At 73.7% G+C, this 20440-nt stretch carries 20 protein-coding genes and 1 tRNA gene; 9 read left to right on the forward strand and 12 right to left on the reverse strand.

Features of this window, described 5'->3' with window-relative positions:
- Positions 1 to 117: 117 nt before the first annotated feature.
- The 3 genes from ACIQU6_RS36725 to ACIQU6_RS36735 form a co-directional block, all read right to left on the reverse strand.
- The gene (locus tag ACIQU6_RS36725; protein ID WP_403486075.1) at positions 118 to 855 is read right to left on the reverse strand and encodes an NDP-sugar synthase; all 738 of its coding nucleotides are present in this window, start codon (positions 853 to 855) and stop codon (positions 118 to 120) included.
- 30 nt (positions 856 to 885) lie between these two features.
- A complete protein-coding gene (locus ACIQU6_RS36730) occupies positions 886 to 1302 on the reverse strand; it encodes a hypothetical protein (RefSeq protein WP_403486076.1) in 417 nt (138 codons plus the stop codon).
- 327 nt (positions 1303 to 1629) lie between these two features.
- The gene (locus tag ACIQU6_RS36735) at positions 1630 to 2760 is read right to left on the reverse strand and encodes an ABC transporter ATP-binding protein (protein ID WP_403486077.1); all 1131 of its coding nucleotides are present in this window, start codon (positions 2758 to 2760) and stop codon (positions 1630 to 1632) included.
- 268 nt (positions 2761 to 3028) lie between these two features.
- Between ACIQU6_RS36735 and ACIQU6_RS36740 the strand changes: the two genes are divergently transcribed.
- The 3 genes from ACIQU6_RS36740 to ACIQU6_RS36750 all read left to right on the forward strand — a co-directional run bounded on the left by ACIQU6_RS36740 (position 3029) and on the right by ACIQU6_RS36750 (position 4807).
- Positions 3029 to 3102, forward strand: a tRNA-Thr gene (locus tag ACIQU6_RS36740).
- Between the two features lie 254 nt (positions 3103 to 3356).
- Complete coding sequence (locus tag ACIQU6_RS36745; RefSeq protein ID WP_403486078.1) at positions 3357 to 3560, forward strand: hypothetical protein; 204 nt, start codon at positions 3357 to 3359, stop codon at positions 3558 to 3560.
- Positions 3561 to 3685: 125 nt separating this feature from the next.
- The gene (locus tag ACIQU6_RS36750) at positions 3686 to 4807 is read left to right on the forward strand and encodes an aminopeptidase P family protein (RefSeq protein ID WP_403486079.1); all 1122 of its coding nucleotides are present in this window, start codon (positions 3686 to 3688) and stop codon (positions 4805 to 4807) included.
- 388 nt (positions 4808 to 5195) lie between these two features.
- On the opposite strand, the gene ACIQU6_RS36755 is transcribed toward ACIQU6_RS36750, so the two are convergent.
- Together ACIQU6_RS36755 and ACIQU6_RS36760 are read right to left on the reverse strand one after the other, a co-directional pair.
- Positions 5196 to 6194 (reverse strand): zinc-binding dehydrogenase, encoded by a 999-nt coding sequence (locus ACIQU6_RS36755; protein ID WP_403486080.1) that lies wholly within the window; start codon positions 6192 to 6194, stop codon positions 5196 to 5198.
- A gap of 196 nt (positions 6195 to 6390) precedes the next feature.
- Entirely contained in the window at positions 6391 to 7569 is a 1179-nt protein-coding gene (locus ACIQU6_RS36760; RefSeq protein WP_403486081.1) for an FAD-dependent oxidoreductase, read from the reverse strand.
- 316 nt (positions 7570 to 7885) lie between these two features.
- On the opposite strand from ACIQU6_RS36760, the gene ACIQU6_RS36765 reads away from it, so the two are divergent.
- On the forward strand, positions 7886 to 8530 hold the full coding sequence (locus ACIQU6_RS36765; protein WP_403486113.1) for a pentapeptide repeat-containing protein: 645 nt from the start codon (positions 7886 to 7888) through the stop codon (positions 8528 to 8530).
- A gap of 9 nt (positions 8531 to 8539) precedes the next feature.
- Here ACIQU6_RS36765 and ACIQU6_RS36770 read toward each other — a convergent pair whose 3' ends face one another.
- Positions 8540 to 9037, reverse strand: a complete 498-nt coding sequence (locus tag ACIQU6_RS36770; protein WP_403486082.1) for a hypothetical protein — start codon at positions 9035 to 9037, stop codon at positions 8540 to 8542.
- A 124-nt stretch (positions 9038 to 9161) separates the two neighbouring features.
- Between ACIQU6_RS36770 and ACIQU6_RS36775 the strand changes: the two genes are divergently transcribed.
- Entirely contained in the window at positions 9162 to 10484 is a 1323-nt protein-coding gene (locus ACIQU6_RS36775; RefSeq protein ID WP_403486083.1) for an SGNH/GDSL hydrolase family protein, read from the forward strand.
- Positions 10485 to 10597: 113 nt separating this feature from the next.
- Here ACIQU6_RS36775 and map read toward each other — a convergent pair whose 3' ends face one another.
- A complete protein-coding gene (gene map / locus ACIQU6_RS36780) occupies positions 10598 to 11365 on the reverse strand; it encodes a type I methionyl aminopeptidase (RefSeq protein ID WP_403486084.1) in 768 nt (255 codons plus the stop codon).
- Between the two features lie 106 nt (positions 11366 to 11471).
- On the opposite strand from map, the gene ACIQU6_RS36785 reads away from it, so the two are divergent.
- Positions 11472 to 11759, forward strand: coding sequence for a helix-turn-helix domain-containing protein (locus ACIQU6_RS36785; RefSeq protein ID WP_403486085.1), 288 nt, complete (start codon positions 11472 to 11474; stop codon positions 11757 to 11759).
- Positions 11760 to 11934: 175 nt separating this feature from the next.
- Here the strand turns inward: ACIQU6_RS36785 and ACIQU6_RS36790 are convergent, their stop codons facing one another.
- Complete coding sequence (locus tag ACIQU6_RS36790; RefSeq protein ID WP_274913990.1) at positions 11935 to 12510, reverse strand: TerD family protein; 576 nt, start codon at positions 12508 to 12510, stop codon at positions 11935 to 11937.
- Between the two features lie 278 nt (positions 12511 to 12788).
- On the opposite strand from ACIQU6_RS36790, the gene arfB reads away from it, so the two are divergent.
- Complete coding sequence (gene arfB / locus ACIQU6_RS36795; protein WP_274919063.1) at positions 12789 to 13217, forward strand: alternative ribosome rescue aminoacyl-tRNA hydrolase ArfB; 429 nt, start codon at positions 12789 to 12791, stop codon at positions 13215 to 13217.
- A 58-nt stretch (positions 13218 to 13275) separates the two neighbouring features.
- Here the strand turns inward: arfB and ACIQU6_RS36800 are convergent, their stop codons facing one another.
- Positions 13276 to 13884: a flavin reductase family protein gene (locus tag ACIQU6_RS36800; RefSeq protein ID WP_403486086.1), complete on the reverse strand. Its 609-nt coding sequence runs from the start codon at positions 13882 to 13884 to the stop codon at positions 13276 to 13278.
- Positions 13885 to 14242: 358 nt separating this feature from the next.
- Between ACIQU6_RS36800 and cdgB the strand changes: the two genes are divergently transcribed.
- On the forward strand, positions 14243 to 15931 hold the full coding sequence (cdgB, locus tag ACIQU6_RS36805; RefSeq protein ID WP_403486087.1) for a diguanylate cyclase CdgB: 1689 nt from the start codon (positions 14243 to 14245) through the stop codon (positions 15929 to 15931).
- 252 nt (positions 15932 to 16183) lie between these two features.
- Positions 16184 to 17095 carry a carbohydrate-binding protein gene (locus tag ACIQU6_RS36810; RefSeq protein ID WP_403486088.1) on the forward strand — a complete coding sequence of 304 codons (912 nt, stop codon included), beginning with the start codon at positions 16184 to 16186 and terminating at the stop codon, positions 17093 to 17095.
- Between the two features lie 29 nt (positions 17096 to 17124).
- On the opposite strand, the gene ACIQU6_RS36815 is transcribed toward ACIQU6_RS36810, so the two are convergent.
- The 3 genes from ACIQU6_RS36815 to ACIQU6_RS36825 all read right to left on the reverse strand — a co-directional run bounded on the left by ACIQU6_RS36815 (position 17125) and on the right by ACIQU6_RS36825 (position 20438).
- Positions 17125 to 18054, reverse strand: coding sequence for a 1-phosphofructokinase family hexose kinase (locus ACIQU6_RS36815; protein WP_403486089.1), 930 nt, complete (start codon positions 18052 to 18054; stop codon positions 17125 to 17127).
- A gap of 207 nt (positions 18055 to 18261) precedes the next feature.
- Positions 18262 to 19506, reverse strand: coding sequence for an N-acetylglucosamine-6-phosphate deacetylase (gene nagA / locus ACIQU6_RS36820; RefSeq protein ID WP_403486090.1), 1245 nt, complete (start codon positions 19504 to 19506; stop codon positions 18262 to 18264).
- Entirely contained in the window at positions 19506 to 20438 is a 933-nt protein-coding gene (locus ACIQU6_RS36825; RefSeq protein ID WP_403486091.1) for an ROK family protein, read from the reverse strand. Before ACIQU6_RS36825 ends, nagA begins: the two co-directional genes overlap by 1 nt.
- Between the last annotated feature and the right edge of the window lie 2 nt (positions 20439 to 20440).

The raw sequence follows: 20440 nt of genomic DNA on the forward strand, positions 1-20440 counted from the left end.
CATAGCTCCGCTATGAAGACATCCCGGCGCCTTGCGATCGCACGCACCAGACGCCGCTCCTTCCTCCACGGAGATCCGTCAGAAGCGCCCTAGGCGCGAGGGAGTGGGCGGGCCCGCTCAACGGCCCTGCGACGGCAGCTCGTTCAGCTCCCTGGCGGCCTCGGCCAGGTCCTTGGTGGTGTCGATGGCGCGCCAGTAGGCCCCTTGGGGGAGCGGATAGCCGGCCAGTCGGCGTTCCCGGGCGAGGCGTGGGAAGGTGGTGCGCTCGTGGTCGCCCCGGGCGGGCAGCAGCGCGGCGAAGGCCGCGGAGAAGACGTAGACGCCCGCGTTGATCAGGTGCGGGGAGGGCGGCGCCTCGATGAAGTCCAGGACGTGCCCGAAGGCGTCCGTCTCGACGGCGCCCCAGGGGATGCGCGGGCGGGCCAGCGCCAGAGTGGCCACGGCGTCCCGCTCGTGGTGGAAGGCGGCCATCTCGCGGAGCGCGAAGCGGGTCCAGACGTCGCCGTTGGTGGCGTACCAGGGCTCGTCCGGGCGGGGCAGGGAGCCGGCGGCGAACTTCAGGCCGCCGCCGCGACCCAGCGGCTCGGTCTCGACGACGGTCGTGACGCGCAGGGGGAGTTGGGCCCGCGCCAGCCACTCCTGGAGGACCTCGGCGAGGTGCCCACAGGAGACGACGGCGTCGGTGACGCCCTCCGTGGCGAGCCAGTTGAGCTGATGGCCGATGATCGGGGTCCCGGTACCGGGAATCTCGACCATCGGCTTGGGTCGGTCATCGGTGTACGGGCGGAGACGCGAGCCCTGGCCGCCGGCCAGGACCACGGCCTGCGTGGGGTACGGATGCGGTGCTCCGGTCATGGTTCGCACCTTATGGGGTGCGAGCGACGGTCACTGGGCGGCGGCCACGCCGGAGGCGAAGGAGGTGTCGCAGACCGGGCGGGAGAACGCCTGGGCGCGGTGTGCGGCACCGTACTTGGCGACCGCGGCGCGGCCGAGGGCGCGGGCGATGGAGGCGCAGTGCTTGGCCAGCGAGGGCCGGGCGTTGGTGGCCTCCTGGAGGTGCGTCAGGGCGACGCCGGGGTCCTCCTCCTGGAGTTCGACGAGGAGGCGGTCCCGGAGGACGTCCTGGGCGGCGCGGGGGCCGGCCTTGGTGGAGACCTTCCCGGAGGACGCGGCGAGTACCTGCGACTCGGAGGTCTTCGAGGCCCAGGGGACGCGGGTGACCGCGAGGGTCCCGGAGAGCACGAGGACGACGGGCAGGACGAGGGCGAGAGTTCGGCCGATACGGCGGGCTGCGGAGTTCACGTCGTGATGGTAGCGAGGAGTGATGATTTGGCGACATTTGGTCATCACATCGGGGGATGGATTGGGTTGTCGGTGCGGTCGTCGGGTTGACGCATTGATACGAAAACCCGTTTGGATGGCGGGAGATGAGGGCGGATCCGGGGGTGCGTTCGCCGCCCTGCGGGGCCCTGGGCACGGGCCCGTTGCCGTCCCGGACGCGCCGCGGCGGCGGAGCGGGGAACCGCAATACCCCACCCCGCCGCCGCGGTAAACCCTTCCGGGCGGGCGCAACGGCCCCCGCCCACCCGGTGTTTGAGGCCGATCGGCCCTTCCACCGGGGGCAACCCCTCAGTCGGTCAGCCGCTTGCCCGTCGAGGTGGAGAAGACGTGCGTCTCGCCCGGCTGCGGGACGACGTGCAGCTGGGTGCCCTTGGCCGGCACCTGGCGGCCGTTGACCCGTACGACGAGGTCCTTGACCGCCCCGCCGACCTCGGCCGTCCCGTAGACGTAGCCGTCCGCGCCCAACTCCTCGACGACGTTGACCGTTACCGCCAGGCCGGCCGGGGCGTCCGCGGCCTCCTTGGACAGCGAGGCTGCGGCCGCGGCGTTCTGCTCGACGATCTCGAAGTGCTCGGGCCGGATGCCGACCGTCACCGTCGTGTCGCCCTCGGCGCCGGCCAGTGCCTCCCGGCTGACCGGCACCACGCTGTTGCCGAACTTCACGCCGCCGTCGGTGATCGGCACCTCGACGAGGTTCATCGCCGGCGAGCCGATGAAGCCCGCGACGAAGAGGTTGGCCGGCCGGTCGTACATCTTCCGCGGCGAGTCGACCTGTTGGAGCAGCCCGTCCTTGAGGACCGCGACCCGGTCGCCCATGGTCATCGCCTCGACCTGGTCGTGGGTGACGTAGACCGTGGTGATCCCGAGGCGGCGCTGGAGGCCCGCGATCTGCGTACGGGTCTGCACCCGCAGCTTGGCGTCCAGGTTGGACAGCGGCTCGTCCATCAGGAACACCTGCGGCTCCCGTACGATCGCCCGCCCCATCGCGACCCGCTGCCGCTGCCCGCCCGACAGCGCCTTCGGCTTGCGCCCCAGGAACTCCGTCAGGTCCAGGATCCTCGCCGCGTCCTCGACCTTCTGCCGGATCTCGGCCTTCGGCACCCCGGCGATCTTGAGCGCGAAGCCCATGTTGTCGGCGACCGTCATGTGCGGGTAGAGCGCGTAGTTCTGGAACACCATGGCGATGTCCCGGTCCTTGGGCGGGAGGTGGGTGACGTCCCGGTCCCCGATGCGGATGGCGCCCTCGTTGACGTCCTCCAGCCCCGCGAGCATCCGCAACGAGGTGGACTTGCCGCATCCGGAGGGGCCGACGAGGACGAGGAACTCGCCGTCCTCGATGGTGATGTCGAGCTTGTCGACGGCGGGCTTGTCGGAACCCGGGTAGATCCGGGTCGCCTGGTCGTAGGTGACCGTAGCCATGGTGTGTCCCTTCACCGGCAGGAACGTGCCGGACGATCCGAGTAAAGGAGTGCCGGCCCACCGCCCCGGAGGCCCACCACCCGAAGTGGTGTAGTCCACAGCGACGAACCGTCCGCGACGCTACCCGGACCGGCGGCCGGTGTCAGTAGGCGGACGAGGACGAATTGGGGCGGTGGGCCGCGCACGGGCGCGCTGCGGGCGGGCGGCGGAGCAATGGGTGAAGAGGGCAACCGGCACCGGGCGCGCCTAGGTACACTTCTTCCGGTACGCCTCCTTAGCTCAGCTGGTCAGAGCACCGCTCTTGTAAAGCGAAGGTCGTCGGTTCGAATCCGACAGGGGGCTCTGGGAAGTCCAGGTCAGTTAGTCCCTGACCTGGGCTTTTTCTTTGTTTGGAGGGGGTGAGGGGGAGGTGGGTGATCCGTTGGTCGGATGGCGTGTCCGTTGCGTGCGCGGTTGTGGGGGTGTGGGGGCGGGGTGCGTTCGGGCGGTGTGGTGGGGGGTGACGTTTCTCGGGGTGGGGTGGGTCGTTGGGGGAGGTGAGGTGCGTCGAGGCATTTGGGCCTTGGCGGGAGGAAGGGAAGGTAACTGTGCGTCGAGTGAGTGTCGTTCTGGCCGTGGCTGCTGCGATGGGTGGGGTGATGGTGGGGGCGGTCGGCGCCCATGCCGCGGACAAGCCGCCGTACCGGTACGCCGACTGTGTGAAGACGGCGGAGAAGCAGAACCACGAAACGTCGCACCACGCGCGGTGGCACTGCAACGTCCTGGTGCAGAAGGGGTGGGTCAAGAAGCCGGGGGCCTGAGGGACGGGGCGCGTGTGGTGGGGTGCTGGTGTTGGCGCCCCACGTGCGTGTCGGTAGGGGTGAAGTGGGGTGTGGGGGAAGGGTTTTGAGGGGTGGTGGGGGCGTGTGCGGCGTAGATTCGCGGCATGGTGAATTCGGGGTCTGTGACGCGGGACGGGTATGAGCGGCGGATGGCGCGGGCGGGGCGGGCCGCGGTGGACGCCGGGCTGGCGGGGCTGATCGTCACGCCGGGGCCGGACCTGGTGTGGCTGTGCGGGTACCAACCGACGGCCGTCACCGAGCGGTTGACGGCGTTGGTGATCGAGCCGGGGCGGGCGGGGCGGCTGCTGGTGCCCGTTTTGGAGCGGCCGGACGCGGAGCGGGCCGCGGGGGCCGGGGCGCTGGAGGTGGTGGGGTGGACCGACGGGGCGGACCCCTACGCCGAACTGGGCAAGTGGCTTGTCCCGCAGGGGCGTTACGGGGTGTCGGACGGGATGTGGGCGCTGCACCTGCTCGGGTTGCAGCGGTCGGCGCCGGCGGGTGGTTACGCGGCGCTGACGGAGGCGCTGCCGATGCTGCGGGCGGTGAAGGACGCGTACGAGGTGGAGCGGCTGGCGGCGGCGGGGGCGGCCGCGGACGCGACGTACCAGGACATCCTGGGGGTGCAGTTCGCCGGGCGGCGGGAGTGCGACATCGCGGCGGATCTGGCGCGGCTGTTGACCGAGCACGGGCACAGTCAGGTGGACTTCACGGTCGTCGGGTCCGGGCCCAACGGGGCCAATCCGCACCATGAGGCGGGCGAGCGGGTCATCCAGGACGGCGACATGGTGGTGCTCGACTTCGGCGGGCTGAAGGACGGGTACGGGTCGGACACCACGCGGACCGTGCACGTCGGGCAGCCGGGCGCGGAGGAGCGGACGGTGCACGAGATCGTGCGGGAGGCGCAGCAGGCGGCGTTCGAGGCGGTGCGGCCGGGCGTCGCGTGCCAGGAGATCGACCGGGTGGCGCGGCGGGTGATCAAGGCTGCGGGGTACGGCGAGTACTTCATCCACCGGACGGGGCACGGGATCGGGGTCACCACGCACGAGCCGCCGTACATGGTGGAGGGCGAGCATCTGCCGCTGGTGCCGGGGATGTGTTTCTCGATCGAGCCGGGGATCTATCTGCCGGGGCGGTTCGGGGTGCGGATCGAGGACATCGTGGTGTGCACGGAGGCCGGGGCGCGGCGACTGAACGTGACGGGGCGGGAGTTGGCGGTGGTGGGGTAGGGCCCGGTCTTCTGGGCTGTCCTCCGCGCTGTCCTCCACACGGTCCTCGGCGTGCTGGGGGCTTCGTCCTGGAAGGGGCCTTGGTCCTGGTAAGGACCTTCGTCCTGGGTGGGGCGGGACGTTGGTCGGGGACGGGAGGAGGGGAGGGCCGTTCTTTTTGCCGGGGCGGGGTGGGGGGATTGTGGCCGTTGGGGTGATGTGGGCGGGTGGGGTGGTTCGTAGCGTGGGGGTGTCGCGGGGGTGGAGGGGCAGGGGGAGAGGTGGGGAGGGGCGGGTGAGGCCCGTGGCGGACGCCGGGGGTGAGGCCCGCCCCTGGGCGAGGGGGCCCGCCCCTGGGGCGCGTGTGTCCGCCACCGGGGCGGGCCAAGTCGCCCAGGAGCGCGGCGGGTTACGGCTCCAGGACGACCTTGCCCATGGTGCCGCGGGACTCCAGGGCGCGGTGGGCGGCCGCGGCCTCGGCGAGGGGGAAGCGGTGGACGGTGGGGAGGAGGCGGCCGGCGGCGGCCTCGGCGAGGGCGGCGGTCTCCAGGGTGCGGAGCGGGTTGATGCCGCCCACCCGGGCCAGCATCGGCGGGCCGAGGACGGTCTCCGAGGTGAGGCCGCGCTCGGCGAGTTCGGCGTCCGGGAGCGTCAGTGGGGCGCCGGAGGACCAGCCGAAGACCAGGTGGCGGCCGCCGCGGGCGAGGAGGTCCACGGCCGCGCGGGCCGGGGCGCCGCCGACCGAGTCGAAGACGACGGTGGCCCCGGGGGCGCCGCGCTCGTCGAGGAAACTGCGGGCGAGGATCGGCCAGTTGGCGTCGGTGTAGTCGAGGGCGAGGTCGGCGCCGAGCCCGCGGGCGTGCGCGACCTTGGCCGGGCCGCCGGCCAGTCCGACGACCGTGGCGCCGACGTGCCGGGCGTACTGGACGAGCAGCGAGCCGATGCCGCCGGCGGCCGCCGGGACGATCGCGATGTCGTCGGCGGTGAGGGCGGCGCAGAGCAGGACGCCCATGGTGGTGCGGCCGGTGCCGATCATGGCGACGGCCTGGGCCGGGTCCAGGCCGTCGGGAAGGGGGTGCAGCCGGTCGGCGTCGGTGACGGCCAGTTCGGCGTAGCCGCCGGGGACCATGCCGAGGTGGGCGACGACGGGCCGGCCGAGCCAACCGGGGTCGGTGCCCGCGCCGAGGGCGTCGACGGTGCCGGCGACCTCCCGGCCCGGCACGGTCGGCAGTTCGGGCAGTGGCGCGGGGCCGCCCTCCTGGCCCGCGCGCAGGGCGGTGTCCAGGAGGTGGACGCCCGCGGCGGCCACGGCGATCCGGACCTCGCCCGGGCCCGGCTCGGGGTCGTCGAGGGTCTCGTGGACGAGGTTTTCCGCGGGGCCGAAGGCGTGCAGCTGTATGGCGCGCATGGTGGCGTCGTCTCCTGTGGGGAGGCGGGGCGGTCGCCTATGGGGGCGACCGGCCCGCCCGGTGGCGGTGGTCAACTGAGCTGCCGCCACTGTGGTACCTCAAGTCGAGTTGAGGTCAAGGCGATGAGGGTGGCGTTGGGGGTGGGGCGGCTCCTGTGGTGTGTGGGGGTGATGGGGTGGGTGCGGCTTATACGGGTCAACGGGTGTGGCCCAGGGGTGCGTTGGGGGTGTGGTGGGTGCCGGTGTTGAGGGCGAGGGAGACGGCCTCCAGGGCGCTGGTGAAGGAGACCTCGGCCAGTACGCCGGGGGCCGCCACCTGGTCGCCGGCGAGGTAGACGCCGTTGCCGCGGGCGATGGCCGGGCGGTCGCGCCAGGACGTCCCGGGGAGGTCGAGCGCGCCCGAACGGCCGGTGGCCACGGAGGCGCGGCGCCAGGTGACGCGGTCGCGCCAGTGTGGGAAGCCGGCGTCGAGGAGGCGTTCGGCGCGGGCCTCGCCGTCGGCTCGGGTCTCGTCCGGGGCGATGCCGATCTGCCCCTGGAGGAGCTGCTCGCCGGGCGGGGCGAGGCCCGGGTCCGGGCCGGTGAACCGCTCGATCCAGCCGGGGAAGTCGAGCCCGGAGAGCGCGAAGGGATCGCCGCGCCGGGTCCGGAGGGCGAGGTCCAACAGGACCGTACGGGCGCCGGTCCAGTGGAGCCGGTCGTCGCCCAGGAGGGTGCGGGCGGATTCCAGGTGGGTGGCGACGATCACCGGGGTGTTCTCCGGGAGGGCGTCGACGCGGGCCCCGGTCTCGACGCGGACGCCCAGGTCGCGGGCGCGGTTCGCCATCCGGTCGATGAGCCGGCCCCAGCCGCCGGCGACGTAGTGGGCCTCCGGCGGCAGGTTGGTGGTGCGGCGCAGCCGTTCGTGGACGAAGGCGGCGGAGAGGGCGCCGGGGTCGTGGTGGAAGGTGGCGACGCCGACGTAGTGGGCCGCGGCGCGGACGGTGGCCTCGTCGGCACGGGTGCGCCCCCAGGTGAGGAAGTCCTGCTCGACGGGGGCGTCGCGGTGCCTGCGCAGCCCCAACATGCCGAGCGGGGGCACCCGGTGCAGGGTGCCGCGGTGGAGGAAGCGCAGCCGGGCGGCGTCCTGGAGGGGCAGTCGGGCGAGCGGCTTGAGCAGGCCGCGCTGCCGGAGCCAGGACCACTGCGGGCCGCGGTCGTAGAGGGCGTGCGGGCCGTCGTTGGTGCGGTAGGGGCCGTCGGCGGTGCGGGCGCGGCCGCCGAGTGTGCGGTGGGCTTCGTAGAGGGTGACGGCGGCGCCGGCCTCGGCGGCGGAGAGGGCCGCGGTGAGGCCGGCGAAGCCGCCTCCGATGACGGTGAGCGGGCGGCGGGTCATGGAGCTCCTTCGTCGTGGACGGGCTGCGGGTGGGGCGTCGGCTGGTCGTCGGCGGTGGCGTCCGTCGGTGGGCGGGCGCTCGTGAACGGGGACGGATGGCGGCGTCGGAGATGTGACATGCGGGCGTGGCGAAGGGTGTTTTCGCAGGTCAGCGGCGATTGTCAGTGGGATGCCCCAGCATGGGATGTGGGCGTGGGACCGGCCGCGCGGTGCGGGGTCGGGTCCGGTCCGCGGCAAGGCAGGGGTACGGACGCGCCCGGGCAGGTCCGGGAGCGGAGGGAGGCGGCGAGTCGTGGCAGGGCGTGGGCAGGAGACGGTGCGGGCGGTGCGGCGGCCGGAGGTGCGGCTGCCGGAGCTGCGGGCCTATGACGGTGGGGAGTTGGAGACCGAGGGGGACTACGACGGGCTGGAGTTCACCGAGGTGGACTGCGCGGGGCAGTCGGCGCGCGGGGCCCGGTTCCTGGACTGCGCGCTGCGGCGGTGCGCGCTGGACGAGACGGTGCTGAGCCGGGCGCGGATCTTCGACAGCGTGCTGAGCGGGGTGCGCGGGGTCGGCACGGACCTGTCGCAGGCGACGCTGCGCGACGTGGAGGTGACGGACGCCCGGCTCGGCGGGATACAGCTCCACGGCGCGGTGTTGGAGCGGGTGGTGGTGCGCGGCGGGAAGATCGACTTCGCCAATCTGCGCAAGGCCAGACTGCGGGACGTCGCGTTCGAGGGGTGCGTGCTGGTCGAGGCGGACTTCGCGGGCGCGGAGCTGGAGCGGGTGTCGTTCGACGACTGCACGCTGGCGCGGGTGGACTTCTCCGCGGTCCGGATGAAGGACGTCGATCTGCGCGGGGCGGCCGGGCTGGACATCGCGCGCGGGGTGGACTGCCTGGGCGGCGCGGTGATCAGTTCGGTCCAACTGATGGATCTGGCACCGGCGTTCGCGGCCCAGGTGGGCGTGCGGGTGGAGTGAGGGGGCGGGTCAGATGCGGGGGAAGCGGGCCTGGAGTGCCCAGAGGGTGGCGTTGTCGGCGAGACCGTCGTGCATATCGGTGAGGTCCGCGATCAGGTCGTGCAGGAAGTCGCGGGCCTCGCGGCGCAGCGCGGCGTGGTTGAAGGTGAGGGGGGCCTCCTCGACCGGCACCCAGTCGGCCGTGACGTCGACCCAGCCGAAGCGCCGCTCGAAGAGCATCCGGTCGGCGGATTCGGTGAAGTCCAGCTCGGCGTGGATCGGGCGGGCGGAGCGGCTGCCGCGGGGGTCGGTGTCGAGCCGCTCGACGATGTCGCAGAGCGCCCAGGCGAAGTCGAGCACCGGCACCCAGCCCCAGGCGGTGGACAGTTCGCGATCGGTCTCGGTGTCCGCGAGGTAGACGTCGCCGCAGAAGAGGTCGTGGCGCAGCGCGTGCACGTCCGCGGTCCGGTAGTCGGTCTGCGGGGGGTCCGGGAAGCGCCGGGAGAGGGAATAGCCGAGGTCGATCACCTCTTGATGGTGTCACGCCCGGAGCGACACCGGTGCGGCGGAGGGGCCGAGCGAGACGGTCCCGCTGTCCGACGGTGGTGCGCCGGGCGGTCAGGAACGACACGGACGGGCAGAGGGCGGGGTAATGATCATGTCTGGTTCCTCGGTGAGACGTGCGGGGGTCGCGCTGGTGGCGGCGGGCGCGTTGGTGGCGCTGCCGACCCTGCTGCCCCCGCCGGCCGGCGCGGGCGCGGCGTACGCGGCCGGCCGGACGGGCGGTGCGGGGCCCGCCGGCGCCGCGCAGGGCCGGGAGCAGTGGCGCGGCGGCTGGGCCGCGGCGCCGCAACCGGCGACGGATGTGTTCGGGAAGAACTGGTCCGGCAGCGGGTTCGCGCGGCAGACGGTCCGCCAGGTGGTCCGGGTCAGCACGGGCGGCTCCCGGGCGCGGATCACGCTGTCGAACCGCTACGGCGCCGCGCCGCTCAGGATCGCCGGCGCCACCGTCGGGCTGACCGACAAGGGGGCCGCGGTGCGCCCCGGCTCGGTGCGTCAACTGACCTTCGGGCACCGGAAGTCGGCGACGATACCGGCCGGCGGGGAGCTGTCCAGCGACGGCGTGGGGCTGTCGGTGCGGCCGCTCGCGGCGCTCACGGTCACGCTGTACTTCGACGGGCCGACCGGCCCGGTCACCTTCCACGGGAAGGCGATGGCCACCAGCTACCGCGCGGCCGGCGACCACCGTGCCGACGTCGGCGCGGCGGCGTTCGCCGAGACCTCCTCGTCCTGGTACGTCCTCTCGGGCGTCGAGGTCGCCGGCGGCGGGCCCGTCCGGCGGGACGGCATCGTCGCCTTCGGGGACTCCATAACGGACGGGTACGGCTCCACGGTCGACGCCAACCACCGCTATCCGGACGTCCTGGCCGAGCGGTTGGCCGCCGCCGGCCGGCCGCGCAGCGTGCTCGACGAGGGCATCAGCGGCAATCAACTGACCCACACCACACCCGGGTTCGGGGAGAAGGCGCTGGCCCGCTTCCCGAAGGATGCGCTGAACGCGCCGAACGTCCGCACCGTCGTCCTGCTGGAGGGCATCAACGACATCGGGATGAGCGAGGTGTCGGGCCAGCCGGGCGAGCCCACGCCGGAGGTGTCGGCCCGGCAACTGATAGCCGCACAACGGGAGTTGATACGTCAGGCGCACCGCAGGGGCATCCGGGTGATCGGGGCGACGCTGACGCCGTTCAAGGGCGCGGCGTACTACACCGAGCGCGGCGAGCTCAAGCGCGAGGTGCTCAACGGATGGATACGCGGCTCCGGTGCGTTCGACGGGGTGGTCGATCTGGACCGGGTGGTGGCCGATCCCACCGACCGGCAGCGGATCGCCGCCGGTTACGACTCCGGCGACCATCTGCACCCGAACGACGCCGGATACCGTGCGATGGCCGGAGCGATCGACCTCGACGCGCTCTGAGGCGGGCCCTCGCGGTGCGCCCGGTGCGCCGGTGCGTCTGGTGCGCGGGTGCGCCTGGCGTGCTGGGGCACCCGCCGCGCCCCGTCGTCCGTCATGGCACGCCCCGTCGCCAACTACGGCAGGGTGAGGACGCGCGGCCCCTCTTCCGTCACCGCGACGGTGTGCTCGAAGTGGGCCGCGCGGCTGCCGTCGAGGGTGCGCAGGGTCCAGCCGTCCGCGGCCGTGGTGTAGTCGCTGCCGCCGCCGGCCAGGAACATCGGCTCGATCGCGATGACCAGGCCGGGACGGAGCACATAACCGCGGCCCGGCCGGCCGTCGTTGGGGACCGGCGGGTCCTCGTGCATCGCCCGGCCGATGCCGTGCCCGCCGAAGTCCTCGGGGATGCCGTAGCCGGCCGCCCGGCCGATGCTGCCGATGGCGTGCGAGACGTCGCCCATCCGCGCGCCGGCCACGGCGGCCGCGATGCCGGCCTCCAGGGCGCGTTGGGTGGTCTCCATGAGCCGGCGGTCCTCGGGGCGCTGGGTGCCGACGGTGAAGCTGGTGGCCGCGTCCCCGGCCCAGCCGTCGACGACCGCGCCGCAGTCGATGCTCACCAGGTCGCCGTCGCGCAGCCGGTAGTCGTCCGGGACGCCGTGCACGATCGCGTCGTTGACGGAGACGCAGAGCACCGCGGGGAAGGGGGTGGGCGCGAACGAGGGGCGGTAGCCGAGGAACGGCGAGCTGGCGCCGGCGTCGCGCAGCACGGTGCGGGCCGCCTCGTCCAGTTCGGTCAGGCGCGTCCCGGGGGCGGCCGCGGCGCGGGCCGCGGCCAGTGCGTCCGCGACCACCCGGCCGGCCACCCGCATCGCGTCCAGCGAGGCGTCGGTCTTGAGCTCCACCATCGGTCGGTCTCTCCTCTCGGCCGCCCGGGCGCAGGGCCGCGTGCCCCGCGGCCGCCGAGCGGTATTTATTTACCGGTATTTGTTTACCGGTATTAGTATCACGACCATGGTGCGGACTCCATTGACCCCTTGGGAACGCGAGCGCGGTGAGCGGCTGGGCGCGCTGCTGCGGGCGGCGCGCGGCGAGCGGAGCATGGTCGAGGTCGCCGCGGTGGCCGGGCTGTCCGCGGAGACGCTGCGGAAGATCGAGACCGGGCGGGCGCCGACGCCGGCGTTCTTCACGGTCGCCGCGCTCGCCGGGACGCTCGGACTGTCGCTGGACGAGGTGGCCGTGCTGGCCGCGCCCCCGGCGGCGGCGCCCGGCGCCGGCGGGTCGGGCAGCGCGGCGGCTTAGGGCGCTGCTGACGGATCTCCGCGGCGTCGCAGCGTCTGGCATGCACGCTCGCGGCGGTGCCGAAACGTCCCCCTAGCTCCTGCGTTCTGGCGCGAAAAGGCCGAGGGCCGGCCCCCGTTGCGGGAGCCGGCCCTCGGCGCCGGACCGGGTCCGGTTGCGCCCTGGGGCGTCGTCGTCAGACGCTGACGCCGAAGTCCTGCGCGATGCCGCGCAGGCCGGAGGCGTAACCCTGGCCCACGGCGCGGAACTTCCACTCCGCGCCGTTGCGGTAGAGCTCGCCGAAGACCATGGCGGTCTCGGTGGCGGCGTCCTCGCTCAGGTCGTAGCGCGCGATCTCGGCGCCGCCGGCCTGGTTGACGATGCGGATGAAGGCGTTCCGCACCTGGCCGAAGTTCTGGCCGCGGTTCTCGGCGTCGTAGATGGAGACCGGGAAGACGATCTTGTCGATCTCGGCCGGCAGTGCGGCGAGGTTGACGTTGATCGACTCGTCGTCGCCCTCGCCCTGGCCGGTGGTGTTGTCGCCGGTGTGGACGATGGACTGGTCCGGCGTCGCGGTGTTGTTGAAGAAGATGAAGTGCTGGTCGGAGTGGACCTTGCCGGTCGCGTTGACCGCTATGGCGCTGGCGTCGAGGTCGAAGTCCGTGCCGGTGGTCGTGCGGACGTCCCAACCGAGGCCGACCGTCACGGCGGTCAGGCCCGGTGCCTCCTTGGTGAGCGAGACGTTGCCGCCCTTGGACAGGCTTACAGCCATGGGATGTCCCTTTCCTCTTCGAGTCGCGCCGACCTGGGGTCGGTGGGGTCGCTGCTGCGGGTGGTGTCGGTGATGCTCACGGCGGACCCGCCCGAAGCCGAGCCGCCGTCACCCACCTCAACGTCGCGGGGACGCCGGCTGGTTCCAGCTTTCTTTACCTTCTTTGCCCGATCCTGATGCGGCCGGTGGGGGCGCTCCACCGCCCCGCCGCGGGGTCCGTCGGCGGTGGCCGAGAAACCGAGGTGACGGGCGGCCGCGGGCGCGGGATCATGGGGGGCATGTCCGGGCCCCATGTCATCCGAGGTTCGGTCGTCCTCCCGGAGGCCGAACTGGTCTGGCGGTTCTCGCGCTCCTCCGGCCCGGGCGGCCAGCACGTCAACACCAGCGACAGCCAGGTCGAGTTGCGCTTCGACCTGGCGCGGACGAAGGCGCTGCCCCCGGTGTGGCGGGAGCGGGCGCTGGAGCGGCTGGCCGGCCGGCTGGTCGACGGGGTGCTGACGGTGCGCGCCTCCGACCACCGCTCCCAGTGGCGCAACCGCGAGACCGCGGCGGTGCGGCTGGCGGCGCTGCTCGCCGAGGCCACCGCGCCGCCGCCCAGGCCGCGCCGCAAGACCCGCATCCCGAGGGGCATCAACGAGCGCCGGCTGCGGGAGAAGAAGCAGCGCGGCGACACCAAGCGGGGCCGCTCCGGCCGCGATTGGGGCTGAGCGGGCCGGTCGGTCGACGGTGGCCCGACGGCCGGGCCCGGACCCGCGGCCCCCCCGCTCACGTCAACTGCCGGTACTTCCCCCGGAAGTACGCCAGCGGCCCGTCGTCCTCGTCGGACACGGTCGTCGCCAGGACGCGTCCGATGACGAGGGTGTGGTCCCCGGCCACCACCCGCTGCTCGGTCCGGCACTCCAGCGTCGCCAGCGCGCCCCCGATGAGCGGAGCGCCGGAAGCTTCGCCTCGTTCGGACGGAATGTCCTGGAAGAGCAGTCGGTCGCTGATGCGGCCCTTCATCGCGAAACGTGCCGCTACCTGTCGTTGGTGGCCGGACAGCACCGAGACGGCCCACAGCGGCTGCAGCGCCAGCAGGTCGTCCATCCGTGAGTCGTTGCGAACGCTCACCATCACCAGCGGCGGATCGAGGGATACGGAGAGGAACGCCGTGGCGGTCATGCCGACGTCCTCGCCCCGCGGCCCGGCATCCGGATCGTGGGCGGTGATCAGCACCACGCCGGCGGCGAGGCGGGACAAGGCGGCGCGGAACTCGTCGTCACTCACCCCCACAGCATGCGCGATCGGCCCGCCGCCCGGCACGGAGGCGAGGGCGACGGTGGGTGCGGCGGCCGAGCCGGCGGCCGGGGCGGTGGCAGGGGTCTTCGTGAACACGCCATGAACGCTAACGTCGCCCGGCACGGGTGCGCATCGGGCCCCGGGACCACCCGCGTCCTAGGTCCCGCGGCGGAGGCGGGTGGTCCCGGGGCGGGTGGTGTGGGCGTTCGGTCAGGTGGCTGGAATTTGCGTTCAGGAATCTTTCAGGAGGTGTCCGGGCGGCGTTCGCGTGCTCGGACGAGGCGCTGGTCGGCGGCCCGTAACGACCCGTCACTCCCTGTGACTTGAGTCACATGAGCCGCTAATTGTTGACCCTGTGTACCGAGTGAACAGCTCACTGTGATTCAGTGAGCGAGGAATCGGACGACGAAGAAACCCGGTGGAGTTGCTGTCGAGGTCTCAGGGAGAGCGAGCGATGGAGACCGAGTCGGAGCCCTATGTCCGTCTTGCGACCCTGCGGCAGCTACACCAAGTGGTCGCCGAACTGAACACCGCCCGCAGCCTTGCGGACACCTTGCAGTCCGTCGCCGACGGGGCGATCGCCGGGCTCGGCTACGAGCTCGCCGCGGTCAACCTCGTGCGGCAGGACGGCGACCTCGTGGTCGCCGCCGTGGCCGGCAGCGCGGGCGCGGAGGCGCTGATGGCCGGGCGGGTGGGCTCGCGCGCCTCCTGGGAGCGCCGGTTGGCCATGGGGGAGCGCTGGGGCGAGTTGTGCTTCATCCCGTACACCGAGGGCTGGGTCCTGGATGACGACGACGTGCCGCAGTGGCACACCGCCGGGCCGGCACCGCGGTTCCCCGACGAGTGGCACCCGATGGACCGCCTCTTCGCGCCCATGTACACCGCCGCCGGCGGCAAGGGCGAACTGCTCGGCGTGATCTCCGTGGACCGGCCGCGCAACGGGCGGCGCCCCGGCCCCTGGGGCCAGGAGGCGCTCCAGATGTACGCGTTCCAGTCCGCCATCGCGATCAGCAACGCCCGGCTGCGGGCCAACATGCAGCGCGCGCTGGTCCGCCTGGAGCGCGAGCAACAGGCCCTGCGGGCAAGCGAGGAGAGCTTCCGGCAGGCGTTCGAGTACGCGCCGAGCGGGATGGCCGTCGCCGAGATGGGCGGCGACCAGCACGGCCGGTTGCTGCGCACCAACGACGCGCTGTGCCGGCTGCTGGGCCGCCCGGCCTCCGGGATGCGCCGGCTGTCGTTCTCCGACATCTGCCACCCCGAGGACATCGGCACGCTGCTGCGCACCTCGGCCGAGGGCGGCCGCGCCGAGCTGCGGCTGCAGCGCCGGGACGGCAGCTACGTCTGGGTCTCGCTGCGCAACTCGGTGGTCGCCGACACCGCCGACGGCCCCCGCTTCCTGCTCACCCACGTCGAGGACATCGAGGAGCGCAAGCGGCACGAGCTCCAACTCGCGCACCGGGCCAGTCACGACTCGCTGACCGGCCTGCCCAACAGCGCCGAGCTGCGGACCCGGTTGTCGGGCCGGCTGTGCGCCCACCCGCCGAGCGCGCTCGCCGACGCCTACGCCTCCTCCGGCGCGGGCGGCGATCCGCGGGCCCCGCTGGGCTTCGGGGTGGACGGGGAGCCGTTCGACGGGCTCGACGGCTTCGAGGGCGAGAAGCCCCGGCCGACGCCGCGCGGTGCGCTCCCCTTCGACCACCACGTCCACCTCTCCGCGCCCGCCGACGGCGTCGAGGACGACGGCGCCAAGGGGCTCGCGGTGCTCTTCTGCGACCTGGACGGCTTCAAGTCGATCAACGACCGCTTCGGGCACAACACCGGCGACGCGGTGCTGATCGAGGTCGCCCGCCGGCTGACCAGCGGCGTCCGGGACGGCGACACCGTCGCCCGGCTCGGCGGCGACGAATTCGTGGTGCTGGCCGACGGGTTGGGCACCGCCGACGCCCAGGACCTCGCCGTCCGGCTGCGGAACGCGATCATCCCGCCGATCCGCGTCGAGGGCCGGGCCGTCCGGGTCGGCGCCAGCTTCGGCATCGGGTGGGCGAGCTGCGGGATGACGGCCGAGGAGGTGCTGGAGTCGGCCGACCAGCGGATGTACGTGGAGAAACGGCGGTCCAAGAGCAACCGCCGGGCGGCGGGCTGAGCGCCCGGTCCGCCCGCCGGCCCGGTGCCGCGCATCTCACACCGCCCGCGTCCCGCCTGGGCACCGCCCGTTCGCCGGGCCTTGGCGATCTTGTGCGTGGACGGGGACGGCGTGGCCCCGCTCCGACGGGGTAGGCTGCGCCGATGCGGCGCGGCGGCGCCAGGGTGGCCCAAAGGGGCCGGGCGCGTGCAAGGCCCGCGAACGCGTACGGACGCGCACAGGCGCGTAGAGACCGCTTGGGAGTGACACGGAATGACGGCCGGCAACAACGGCGCGGACACGCCGGAGAACGACGACCCCTTCGCCCACCTGTACCGCTCGGAGGGCGGCGAGGGCGGCTCGGGGTCGGGCGTCGGTGCCGCGCGGCAGCCAGGCGTCCCGCGGACCTCCTACAACCAGGTGCGCGCGGTCGGCGAGCGACAGTACGGCAACCAGCAGGGCCCGCCGGCGTACAACCGGCCGAACCCGACCTACGCGGCCCCGGAGACGCTGCCCGGCAACGGTGGCGGCGACCGCACCCGGCCGGCCCCCGCGTACGGCCAGGAGCCGCGCAAGGGGCGCAACGGTCTGTTGATCGGCGCGGTCGCGGTGGTCGCGGTGGTCTGCATAGGCATCGGCGTGGCGATGCTGACCAACTCCAAGGACTCCACCAGCGACACCGCGAACAAGTCGGGCCCGACGGCCGGCGACTCGGTCAAGCCCAGCGACAGCCCCTCCACCAAGCCGACCCCGGGTCAGCTCCCCAAGGACGACGCGGGCGCACTGCGCCTGGAGGGCGGCGCGACGACCGCCAAGGACGTTCCCGGCGCCCGGACCGCCAGCGGCTCGTACGTCACCAACATGAACAACCCCGGCGCGTCGGCGACTTGGACGCTGGACGTGCCCAAGTCCGGGGACTACACCGTCTTCATCGGCTACGGGGTGCCGGGCAAGGCGGCGGACTCCACGCTCACGGTCAACGGGAACGCCAGCCCGCGGCCGATAAACATGGGCAACTTCGCGAACGCGGCCGACGGTGACTGGGCGAAGGGCTGGACCCGGACCTTCTCCTGGATACAGCTCAACAAGGGCGCGAACACCGTCAAGATCTCCTGCGAGCAGAACAACAAGTGCGACTTCAACCTCGACCAGGTCTGGTTGAAGGCCGGGCACGTGAAGGGCTGACGGGTCCCGTCGGCGTCGGCGCGGGCCCCTCACGCACCGCCGGGACGTTCCGTCACCGCCACGTGCGGCAGGAGTTCCTCGTAGGTCGTGGTGTCGAACTCGCCGGCGGCGGGGGCCCGTACGGTGGCGGCGGAGAGCGCCACCGCGCGGCTCAGCCGGTCCGGCCAGGGCAACTCCTCGACCAGGCCCGAGAGTAGGCCGGCCACGGCGGAGTCGCCGGCGCCGGTGGGGTTCCCGGCGATCCGGCGGGGCGGGACGGCCTGCCAGGCGCCGTCGGCGGTCACCGCGAGCATCCCGTCCGCACCGAGCGAGGCCGCCACCGCATGGGCCCCGCGGCGGCGGGCGTCGCGGGCGGCGCGCAGCGGTTCGGTGCTGCCGGTGAGGGCGGCCAACTCGTCGGCGTTGGGCTTGGCGAGGTCGGGGCGGGCGGCCAGGCCGCGGCGGAGCGGTTCGCCGCTGGTGTCCAGCAGGACGGGGACGCCGGCGGTGCGGGCGGCGCGGACGAGCCGGGCGTAGACGTCCACCGGGACGCCGGGCGGCAGGCTGCCGCAGAGGGCCACCGCCCGTGCCTCGCCCAGGAGTTCGCGGTAGGTGCCGAGGAACGCGGCCCACTCGGCGGGGGAGACGGTGGGGCCGGGCTCGTTGAGCTGGGTGGTGTCGCCGGTGCTCGCGTCCACCACGGCGACGGTGCGGCGGGTGGCGCCGCCGACCGGGACCAGCGCGTCGGTGACGGCGGTCTCCTGGGCGAGCAGGTTGCGCAGCGCCGCACCCGTGCCGCCGCCCGCGAAGCCGGTGGCGACCGTGCGGTGGCCGAGCGCGGCCAGCACCCGGGCGACGTTCAGGCCCTTGCCGCCCGGGCGTTCGGTGGTCTCGGTGACGCGGTGGGTGGTGTGCGGGCGGAGCCGGGGGACGCGGTAGGTGATGTCCAGGGCGGCGTTCAGCGTGACCGTGAGGATCATGGTCTCCCCTCCGGGAGGAGGCCGGCCGGACGGCCGTGGGTGAGGGCACCGCGCTCCGCGGTGGCATACGGACAAGTGCGCGAGCGATCATGCCATCGCGAACGGTCGTTGGCCCAGACCCGGGTCGGCCACCCTGTGGCGCCCGGCCGCCGGAGTGGCGGCCGGGCCGGGGGAGATCGGGGGTGCCCCCGTGGTGGCCGGGGAGGCTCAGACGCCCGGCGGGCGGACCACCCAGGAGCCCCGCCGCAGCACGCCCACTACGTCGTGGGCGGCGTCCAACACCACCAGGTCGGCGTCCTTGCCGGCCTCCAGGGAGCCGGTCCGGCCGGCGATGCCCAACAGGCGGGCGGGGTTCGCCGACAGCATCCGGACGGCCTGGTCGACGGTGAGGCCGTCGACGGTGACGGCCCGTTTGAAGGCCCGGTCCAGGGTGAGCGTGGAGCCCGCGATGGAGCCGGCGGTGGGGCCCTGGCTGATCCGGGCGACGCCGTCGGAGACCTCGACCGGCATCGGGCCGAGGTAGTACGTGCCGTCGTTCATCCCGGCCGCGCCCATCGCGTCGGTGATGAGGGCGACCCGGTCGGCGCCGGCGTCGCGGACCGCCATCTGCACGATCGCCGGGTGCAGATGGGTGCCGTCGTTGATCAGCTCGACGGTGATCCGGTCGTCCTCCAGCAGCGCGGCGACCGGGCCGGGCGCGCGGTGGCCGAGCGCGGGCATCGCGTTGAAGAGGTGGGTGGCGACGGTGGCGCCGGCGTCGACGGCCTGGCGGGTGGCCTCGTAGGAGGAGTCGGTGTGGCCGATCGCGGCGATCACGCCGGCGTCGGCGAGCAGCCGCACGGAGTCCAGGCCGCCGGGGAGTTCGGGGGCGACGGTCATCATCACCGCGGTGCCGCGGGCGGCGTCGAGCAGCCGGCGCACGGCGGCGGGGTCCGGGTCGCGCAGCAGCTCCGGCTGGTGGGCGCCGCAGCGGTGCGGGGAGATGAACGGGCCCTCGAAGTGGGTGCCCACCAGGTCGCCCTGCTGCGCCAACTCGGCCAGCACGGCGGCCTGTCGGGACAGGTCGTCCAGGTCGCCGGTGACGGTGGAGCCCACCATCGACGTGGTGCCGTGCCGGCGGTGGGTGTCGATGACCCGCAGGCACTCCTCGGGGTCGGCGGACGAGAAGGAGCCGCCGCCCCCGCCGTGCAGGTGCATGTCGACGAAGCCCGGGACGACGAGGTGGCCCGTCAGGTCGACGACGGTGGCCGGTGCCGGCCGTTCGTCCCCCTCGGGCGCGGCGTCCGGCGGCAGGTCGAGGTCGTCGCCCCGGCTGTGGACCGCGGTGATCCGGGTGCCCTCGATGGTGATCCGGCCGTCGTCGGTGAGGCCGGAGGGCCGGGCGATCCGGGCGCCGGTCAGGACGGTGCGCCCGGCGTCCGAGGGGCGGCCCGCGGACTGTTGCTGTGCCATCAGGCGGTTACCTCCGTTGCGAGAAGATCCCAGGCGAGCAGTCCTGCGCCCAGGCAGCCGGCGGCGTCCCCGAGGGCCGCCGGGACGATCGAGGGGAGGTGCTGGAAGGTCACGCGCGCCCGGACCGCCTCCCGCAGCGGTGCGAACAGCGTCTCGCCGGCCTCCGCGAGCCCGCCGCCGATGATGATCGTGCGCGGGTCGAGCAGGGTGAGTGCGGTGGTCAGGCCGTCGGCGAGCGCGTCCACGGCGCCCTGCCAGACCTCCTGGGCGCGCGCGTCGCCGGACTCCACGGCCTTGGCGCAGTCGACGGCGCCGGCCTGCGGATCGCCGCAGACCTCGGCCCAGTCGCGGCCCACCGCCGCGGCCGAGGCCACCGCCTCCAGGCAGCCGAGTTGGCCGCAGCCGCACCGGCGCCCGCCGGGCCGGACGACGATGTGGCCGATCTCGCCGGCGCTCCCGTGGGCGCCGGCCTCGATGCGGCCGCCGGTCCCGATGGCGCCGGCGATCCCGGTGCCCAGGGGGACGAAGAGGAAGCGGTCGGCGTCCCGGCCGGCGCCGATCCGGCCCTCGGCCAGGCCGCCGGTGCGGACGTCGTGGCCGAGCGCGACCGGCACCCCGCCGAGCCGTTCGGAGAGCAGGGTCCGCAGCGGGAGGTCGCGCCAGCCGAGGTTGGCGGAGTAGGCGGCGATGCCGGTGGTCTCGTCGACGATGCCGGGTACGGCGACGCCGGCGGCCAGCGCGGTGCTGCCGAACCGCTCCCGGCCTGCGTCGCGCAGGTCGGCGGCGAAGCCGAGGATCGTCTCGACGACCGCCTCGGTGCCGCGCTCGCGCCCGGTCGGTCGCCGCGCCTCGTACAGGAGGGTGCCGTCCGCCCCGGCGAGGGCGGCCTTCATTCCGGTGCCGCCCACATCAAGGGCGATGACGTGTTTCACGG

Origin of the sequence: Streptomyces sp. NPDC090442 (assembly GCF_044769405.1) — a bacterium.
Classification (GTDB): Bacteria; Actinomycetota; Actinomycetes; order Streptomycetales; family Streptomycetaceae; genus Streptomyces.

Bases quoted from the DNA above. Each gene is read 5' to 3' on its own strand.
- ACIQU6_RS36775 (WP_403486083.1), top strand. From the start codon at position 9,162: ATGATCATGTCTGGTTCCTCGGTGAGACGTGCGGGGGTCGCGCTGGTG.
- ACIQU6_RS36725 (WP_403486075.1), bottom strand. From the start codon at position 855: ATGACCGGAGCACCGCATCCGTACCCCACGCAGGCCGTGGTCCTGGCC.
- ACIQU6_RS36750 (WP_403486079.1), top strand. From the start codon at position 3,686: ATGGTGAATTCGGGGTCTGTGACGCGGGACGGGTATGAGCGGCGGATG.
- ACIQU6_RS36810 (WP_403486088.1), top strand. From the start codon at position 16,184: ATGACGGCCGGCAACAACGGCGCGGACACGCCGGAGAACGACGACCCC.
- ACIQU6_RS36760 (WP_403486081.1), bottom strand. From the start codon at position 7,569: ATGACCCGCCGCCCGCTCACCGTCATCGGAGGCGGCTTCGCCGGCCTC.
- ACIQU6_RS36785 (WP_403486085.1), top strand. From the start codon at position 11,472: ATGGTGCGGACTCCATTGACCCCTTGGGAACGCGAGCGCGGTGAGCGG.
- ACIQU6_RS36755 (WP_403486080.1), bottom strand. From the start codon at position 6,194: ATGCGCGCCATACAGCTGCACGCCTTCGGCCCCGCGGAAAACCTCGTC.
- cdgB (WP_403486087.1), top strand. From the start codon at position 14,243: ATGGAGACCGAGTCGGAGCCCTATGTCCGTCTTGCGACCCTGCGGCAG.
- arfB (WP_274919063.1), top strand. From the start codon at position 12,789: ATGTCCGGGCCCCATGTCATCCGAGGTTCGGTCGTCCTCCCGGAGGCC.
- ACIQU6_RS36790 (WP_274913990.1), bottom strand. From the start codon at position 12,510: ATGGCTGTAAGCCTGTCCAAGGGCGGCAACGTCTCGCTCACCAAGGAG.
- ACIQU6_RS36735 (WP_403486077.1), bottom strand. From the start codon at position 2,760: ATGGCTACGGTCACCTACGACCAGGCGACCCGGATCTACCCGGGTTCC.
- nagA (WP_403486090.1), bottom strand. From the start codon at position 19,506: ATGGCACAGCAACAGTCCGCGGGCCGCCCCTCGGACGCCGGGCGCACC.
- map (WP_403486084.1), bottom strand. From the start codon at position 11,365: ATGGTGGAGCTCAAGACCGACGCCTCGCTGGACGCGATGCGGGTGGCC.
- ACIQU6_RS36815 (WP_403486089.1), bottom strand. From the start codon at position 18,054: ATGATCCTCACGGTCACGCTGAACGCCGCCCTGGACATCACCTACCGC.